The organism is Candidatus Nanosyncoccus nanoralicus, assembly GCF_004138405.1.
GTDB classification, from domain to species: domain Bacteria; phylum Patescibacteriota; class Saccharimonadia; order Saccharimonadales; family Saccharimonadaceae; genus Nanosyncoccus; species Nanosyncoccus nanoralicus.
Window position 1 is genome coordinate 1 of record NZ_PRLL01000025.1, and the last position, 6199, is coordinate 6199.

Sequence of the window (6199 nt, forward strand, 5' to 3'; positions counted from 1 at the left end):
AAGAACACGCAACTTCTGTTATATTGGTAACAGAAATTATGATTTATTTAGGTGCGGTGTAGAGATCGTGCCTTTTTTGTGCTTCGACCTCTAACTTGTTGAAGTATACCATACAAAAATATATATGTCAATACTTAAAACTAAAGATATTAAATAATCAAGTAAAAAATGGAGGGTATTTGTATGGAAATCAATAGGATTACACCTGAAGATACGCAGTTTACGGCGCGTCTTTCAGCTATTGCGCTTAAGCCTAAAAAGTTGTATTACTTTGGGGAAATGCCGAGTATGGATGAAAGGTTTAGTGAGACTGAGGCAAGATATGCATTTGAGGGGAGAGGGCGGCCGAGGACCGTGGCAGTGGTGGGCGCAAGAAAATGTACTGATTATGGGCGAGAACAGGGCTATAAAATTGCTTACGAGCTTGCTCGTCAGGGCGTGGTGGTGGTTTCAGGTTTGGCTTTTGGTAAAGATTCGGTAGCACATCGAGCTGCTCTTGATGCGGGTGGAATGACCGTGGCGGTATTGGGTACGCCGATTGATCAAATATATCCAGCCTGCCACAAAGGGCTGGCAGAAGAAATAGTTCAAAAGAAGGGCGCGGTTATCTCAGAATATCCAGAGTGGCAGGAGGTGTTAAAAGATGAGAAATTGGCAAAAGTTTTACAATCACAGTCGGGGCGGAAGGCGGCTTTCTTGCAGAGAAATCGGTTGATCTCTGGCTTATCGGATATTGTGATTGTTGTGGAGGCAGATATAAGATCGGGGTCTCTTAATACGGCACACCATGCGTTTGAACAAAGTAATTTAGTATATGCGGTGCCAGGAGACGTGACGAGAGATGGATCGAGAGGATGTAATAAACTTTTGGGGAGAGGGGCAGTGGCTTTTACGGAGACAGAGGAAATACTACTGGACCTGGGGTTTAGAGTTAAGAAAGCTGTAACGCAGAAAAGGGGGATTTTAAAGGGAGATTCGAAGGCGGAAACGCAGATTTTAGAAAGAATACAGGAAGGAAGATCGGATGGGGAGGAAATATTGGAGGCGATACAAAAGAATGGGGTAATGATGACAGTTTCTGATTTTACAATGGCAATTTTTGATCTGCAAATTAAGGGACGGATTAAGGCGCTCGGTGGTAATCGATGGATGTTGATTGATTAGGAGAAAAAAGAAAATGGAGAATAATAATTTACCTAAAAGTATTTCTAATACAGATACGGTAAATATCTTGGCTCGAATTGATAAATTGCGTAAGATCCATGCATTAAATGTTGCAAACAGGTTTAATTTAAGTTTGACCGAAGTGAAGATTATGGGATTTATCAGGTGCAACGAGCTTCGGCATGGGTTAAGTGATATTTTAGAATGCCATAATATGGGTGAAACTTCGGTTACGCGTTCGATTTCAAGATTAGAGGAGCGCTCATATATACATCGGCGCAGTCAGCAGTTTAATCAGAAATGTGTGGATTTAACGGTGGCGGGAGAGGGTAATTTCGTGGCAAGCTATATCATGCTAGAGCAGAGGAAGTATCTAGACGAGATATTTAACGGTTTTACTCATGATGAAAGGGTGATGATGGGGAGAATGCTTTGGAAAATTGATCGAAATGTCAGACATGTCTTGATGAAAAATAAAATTAAGCAGGAGTATGGCAAAATGGGATAAAAAGAATGATGGAGATCTATGACAAGTTTGAAATGCGATGCGCGGCCTCAGTTAGAATGTTTGGTAGTAATTCCCTTTCGGTTTGAGTGAAATGACCAAGGACAAAATTAGTGTCACCGATTTTTTGACGTAGTTCTGGGTTGCCAGTACCAATGCGGAGTCGTGGATAGTCGGTAGTGTGAAGATAATTGGTTAAAGATTTGAGGCCGTTATTACCACCATCACTCCCTTTTTCACGAAAGCGTAATTGACCGAACTCAAGGTTAAAATCATCACAGATGGCTAAAATATTGATCGGATCAATCTTAAAAAAACTAGCACACTCCTTGGCAGCAAGGCCGACTTCATTATAAAAGGTTTGTGGCTTAAGAAATATAATGTCATTATGCTTTGCCCAGATTGAATGGAACTTTTGATTAGTCTGCCAAGATAGTCCGTGTAGTTTAAAAAAATAATCTAAAGCGAGGAAGCCGATATTATGTCGAGTAAAATCATATTCGCGGCCGGTGTTACCAAGGCCAATAATAAGTTTCATATGACAAATTATATCCTAAAATGGAAAAAGCCACCATAAAGGTGGCTTCAAAAGGAGAACTTCATTCATTTAAAAAATGTGAAGAAGTTTAGCGAAGATTTTGGTTATCCGGATTGTTGCTTTAGGCTGTTACTTTTATGATTGTCTAGCAACGATTGCCTGAACAAATTCACTACGAACTACCTCAATGTCTTTAAGCTCGATTTGAGCAACCATTGGCAGTCCTGAGCATAGTTGTTTGGCATAGGATAGACCGTTATTCTGCTTGGAGAGGCCATGTTGATGAACCTGTTTGATGTCGCCAGAGATGATGACTTTAGAATCCTTAGCAATACGCTTTAACAGCATGTCAGCTTGATCTGGTGTTTGATCTTGGAATTCATCATAAATGACAAACATGTTGGCAAAATCAAGACCGCGTGCAGCTTCAACAGGTATATTCTTAAAATGCTTGTTGTACAACTTATCGCTTTCGGTGCGGATTGTGTCCTGTGAATCTTTAAGATTGCGTTGCTTGTCACAGCTATTTGGGGTGTTTTCTAAGGTCTTACTAATCTTGCCATTGGTTAACTTAACGTAATTTTGAATGGCATTCTTAATCGGAGCAATGTTTGGCCCAATCTTGTCATCAAGATCACCAGGCAAGAAGCCAAGTGTACGTTGAATGTCGATACTGCAAGGTACAATTGTAGCCTGTAAGAATTTTCCCAGATCACACGCTTTAATGGCACCAAGTACCGAAAGGAAAGTTTTGCCAGTTCCAGCCGAACCGGTCACAAAAACTACAGAAATATCTGGATTAGAGATGGCTTCGGCATACATAGCTTGACCTTCGTTTTTAAGTCTAATCCCAAAATTCTTGTAGTGAGCGAGGTGCACGATTTTGTCTGTCTTTTGGTCAAAGCGACCGATATGAGCATATTGGTCACGCGCGGGGCTGATAATGTCAAGATCATCCAACTCAAGGTTAGGAGTCATACTGATAAACTCGTTGGCGATGAGTTCTGGTTCGTCTGGAAAATATTCCTGCCAAGTTTGATGATCGATACCATCTTTTGAAGCGAGAAAAATATTGTAAAAATCAGGCGGAACGATGATATCTCTTCTGCCAGTATAGAGACGCTTTGTAAACTCGAACGGGCTAGTTTTTATACCATTCGCACGGGCCAAAATATTGACAAGATTATTGCAAGTCAATATTTCAACTGTCGGTTTTTGCTGAATCGTATCATACTGATCCTCGGTCCATCCATCGGCAGGTGCTTCCTGAAAACTGATTAATGATTCTGTGATCTGGTTTGCTGCCGAAATTAGCTGCGCGGTGCGAATTTCTTGGTGCTCGGTTTGAATCTGAGGATACTTATTCTTCTGACGAAGATATCCTGAGCCAAAAGCTAAGCCAAGAAGATCTAATTCGGCATCCGATACATTAGCAAAAACAGAAAATAGCGTGTCGGTCTGGCGGAAATAGATGGCTGAAATCAAATTTCCGTTTGACTTTTGATCAGTTTGATAGTCGGTCTCAACTAATAACAGACGTATTCTAAATAGTAAATCCTTAGATGTAAAACTATCAAGTCCCTCTTGTCGTTTCTGTTCCTCAAGCTCCAAAATAACAGAAGTCGGAATGACAAAATGCTTACCTGTAATCTGCAGATTATTGTCTGCGATCTGCCAACCCTGACTTGTCGGAATGATTTCTGGACAAGTTAGCAGAATACTTTTATCAATTAAGCAGACTGGATATTTCTTGTCTAAATAATTAATAAGATCACATTCGTATATATTACGAATAAACATAGTCTTGCTGTGAGTTGACAGCTTGGTCTCCATCTTTTTCATGGGATCCCTCCTTTTTTGTAAAGAACTTAACTTGGTAATTTTCGATATTTGTTTTATCAAACAGCGGAAAATTACCGATTACTGAAAAATAGGTACGATACCTACTTGGGGATATTATTGCATAAGAACCAATGAATGCAAGCATTAGAGGGATTATGAAGAATTTGACAAAAAACAAGAAGGCAGCCTTTATTAGATAGGCGATTTGGGGTAAAGATTAGTCTTGTTTTTGATTGCGATAGGATTTGCGTGGGCCGCTGGCACGATCATTGTGGAAGGAGAAAATAATTGGGGTGCCAATGAAAGGATAGATCTCACGGATTTTGCGCTCCAAATAGCGCTTATAGGACCAATGCAAAAGCTCCATTTCACGTCCGTGAATAACAAACCATGGAGGGCAGGTGTCGGTCTGAGTGATGTATTTGAGCTTTGGATGAGTATTCTTAAGACCAGCTGGGGGGTGAGAGGCGGTAGCTTCGCGCAGAATTTTATTTAGGTCAGAGGTTTTGACTTCGGTGTGTCTTGCGATGTCGATTTCGGTAACTAGCTCAAATAATTTGGTAACATTTTTGCCGGTTTCAGAGCTGGTGATAAGAACAGGAGCAAAGGATAAGAAATTATAATCGCGTTCGAGCTGATTTAGGATATGATCAATCTCAGTGTATTCGACGGTTCTTGTTTTATCTTCAAAATTGGAGGTGACAGGGGTGGAGTTATCTAGAAGATCGGCCTTAGTTAAGACCATAATAATTCCCTTGCCAGCTTCAATAATTTGCCCAGCAAGAGATTGATCGAGTTTAGAATGTGGCTCTTTTGCATCGATCAGTAGGGCACAGATGTCGGCCTCTTCGATGGCAGCGAGAGTGCGAATGGCAGAGAATTTTTCGATACCGACTTCTCGTTTGCCAGGCTTCCTAAGTCCAGCGGTGTCAAGAATTTCAATAGTTTGGCCTTTGAACTTGATGCGAATACGATTGATATCACGAGTGGTTCCCTGTTTGGAACTGACGATGGCTTGTTGTTTTTGACCAAGGCGGTTAAAGAGGCTGGATTTTCCAACATTTGGGCGGCCAATGAGAGCTAATTTGATTAGGGGATTACCATTTTCATCGAGATTGATTTTGGATTCTTCGGCAGCTTCAGCCTTGGGCGTGATTTTGAGTTCTTCAAAGATATGATATTTAAGGGCGGAGATACCAAAACCGGTGGTGGCGGAGGTTTTAAAGATTTCAGTCTCCTTAATGCCAAATTTGAGATATTCAAAAGGTTCGAGAGATTCTTTGAGGTCTGACTTATTAAGGATAAGAAAAACTGGCTTTTTGGACTTTAGTGCAGAGCGAGAAATTTCAAGATCACGAAAATCAGGATACTTCGTGGAGTCGACAGTAACAAGAATGAGGTCAGCGACTTCAATGGCGTCTTCGATTTGGTCTTGAATGGAGGCCTCAAAGTCATCTTCTGGGTTTTTAAGACCAGCGGTGTCAATAAGGGTGAAAGCATTGTCGATTGTTGCAACGACATTATCGCGAGTGGTGCCAGCTTCACGGGCAACAATGGCGATATTTTTATGAGCCAGACGATTTAATAAGCTGGATTTACCAGCGTTAGTTTGGCCAATTAATGCAACAATAGGAAGCTTCTTCATGCATATATTTTAACATAGTTTAATATACTTGTAAAATATGGAGAATATGGTGTAGCTAGAAAAAGAGCCCGAAGGCTCTAGGAAATTTGCTGATTTGGTGATTCCGGCGGGAGTCGAACCCGCGATTTTCTGGATGAGAACCAGACGTCCTAGACCACTAGACGACGGAACCAGTACATTAAAATTAACATTTTATGAATAAAAAGGCAAGAGAAAAAGGCCAGAGTCTGCAAGAATGGGGTTTTATGGACTAGTCACAGTCGAAGGTGCGGTCTTTATAATCTAGATCATCAAGTTCAATGAAGGCGCGTGGTTTGCCGCTCATACCAAGATCAAGTCCATCATTCTGGCGACGAAAATCTTCATCAGACATGTTACCGAGATTATCTTCGTCACCTTCATCTTCGAGATTATCATCATCAGTAGGATCGTTAATATCATAGGCGGTATGATCAAAATAGTCGGGTTGATTGGCGCCAGAGTCCCAGGAATCTGCATCGGTGTC

General features: G+C 41.1%; 6 protein-coding genes and 1 tRNA gene. 2 read left to right on the plus strand and 5 right to left on the minus strand.

The window, feature by feature from the left end; all coding sequences use genetic code 11:
• Nucleotides 1-183: 183 nt before the first annotated feature.
• On the plus strand, nucleotides 184-1164 hold the full coding sequence (gene dprA / locus G3KMM_RS02655; RefSeq protein ID WP_164998493.1) for a DNA-processing protein DprA: 981 nt from the start codon (nucleotides 184-186) through the stop codon (nucleotides 1162-1164).
• A gap of 13 nt (nucleotides 1165-1177) precedes the next feature.
• On the plus strand, nucleotides 1178-1672 hold the full coding sequence (locus tag G3KMM_RS02660; protein ID WP_129605232.1) for a helix-turn-helix domain-containing protein: 495 nt from the start codon (nucleotides 1178-1180) through the stop codon (nucleotides 1670-1672).
• Between the two features lie 16 nt (nucleotides 1673-1688).
• Here the strand turns inward: G3KMM_RS02660 and pth are convergent, their stop codons facing one another.
• The 5 genes from pth to G3KMM_RS02845 form a co-directional block, all read right to left on the minus strand.
• Nucleotides 1689-2207 (minus strand): aminoacyl-tRNA hydrolase, encoded by a 519-nt coding sequence (gene pth / locus G3KMM_RS02665; protein ID WP_129605235.1) that lies wholly within the window; start codon nucleotides 2205-2207, stop codon nucleotides 1689-1691.
• Between the two features lie 135 nt (nucleotides 2208-2342).
• Complete coding sequence (locus tag G3KMM_RS02670) at nucleotides 2343-4049, minus strand: PhoH family protein (protein ID WP_129605238.1); 1707 nt, start codon at nucleotides 4047-4049, stop codon at nucleotides 2343-2345.
• Nucleotides 4050-4266: 217 nt separating this feature from the next.
• Nucleotides 4267-5694 (minus strand): ribosome biogenesis GTPase Der, encoded by a 1428-nt coding sequence (der, locus tag G3KMM_RS02675; protein WP_129605241.1) that lies wholly within the window; start codon nucleotides 5692-5694, stop codon nucleotides 4267-4269.
• A gap of 95 nt (nucleotides 5695-5789) precedes the next feature.
• A tRNA-Glu gene (locus G3KMM_RS02680) sits at nucleotides 5790-5866 on the minus strand.
• 78 nt (nucleotides 5867-5944) lie between these two features.
• The coding region (locus G3KMM_RS02845) for a hypothetical protein (RefSeq protein WP_206660651.1) at nucleotides 5945-6199 on the minus strand (255 nt) is incomplete at its 5' end.

Bases quoted from the DNA above. Each gene is read 5' to 3' on its own strand.
- pth (WP_129605235.1), bottom strand. From the start codon at position 2,207: ATGAAACTTATTATTGGCCTTGGTAACACCGGCCGCGAATATGATTTT.
- G3KMM_RS02670 (WP_129605238.1), bottom strand. From the start codon at position 4,049: ATGAAAAAGATGGAGACCAAGCTGTCAACTCACAGCAAGACTATGTTT.
- dprA (WP_164998493.1), top strand. From the start codon at position 184: ATGGAAATCAATAGGATTACACCTGAAGATACGCAGTTTACGGCGCGT.
- der (WP_129605241.1), bottom strand. From the start codon at position 5,694: ATGAAGAAGCTTCCTATTGTTGCATTAATTGGCCAAACTAACGCTGGT.
- G3KMM_RS02660 (WP_129605232.1), top strand. From the start codon at position 1,178: ATGGAGAATAATAATTTACCTAAAAGTATTTCTAATACAGATACGGTA.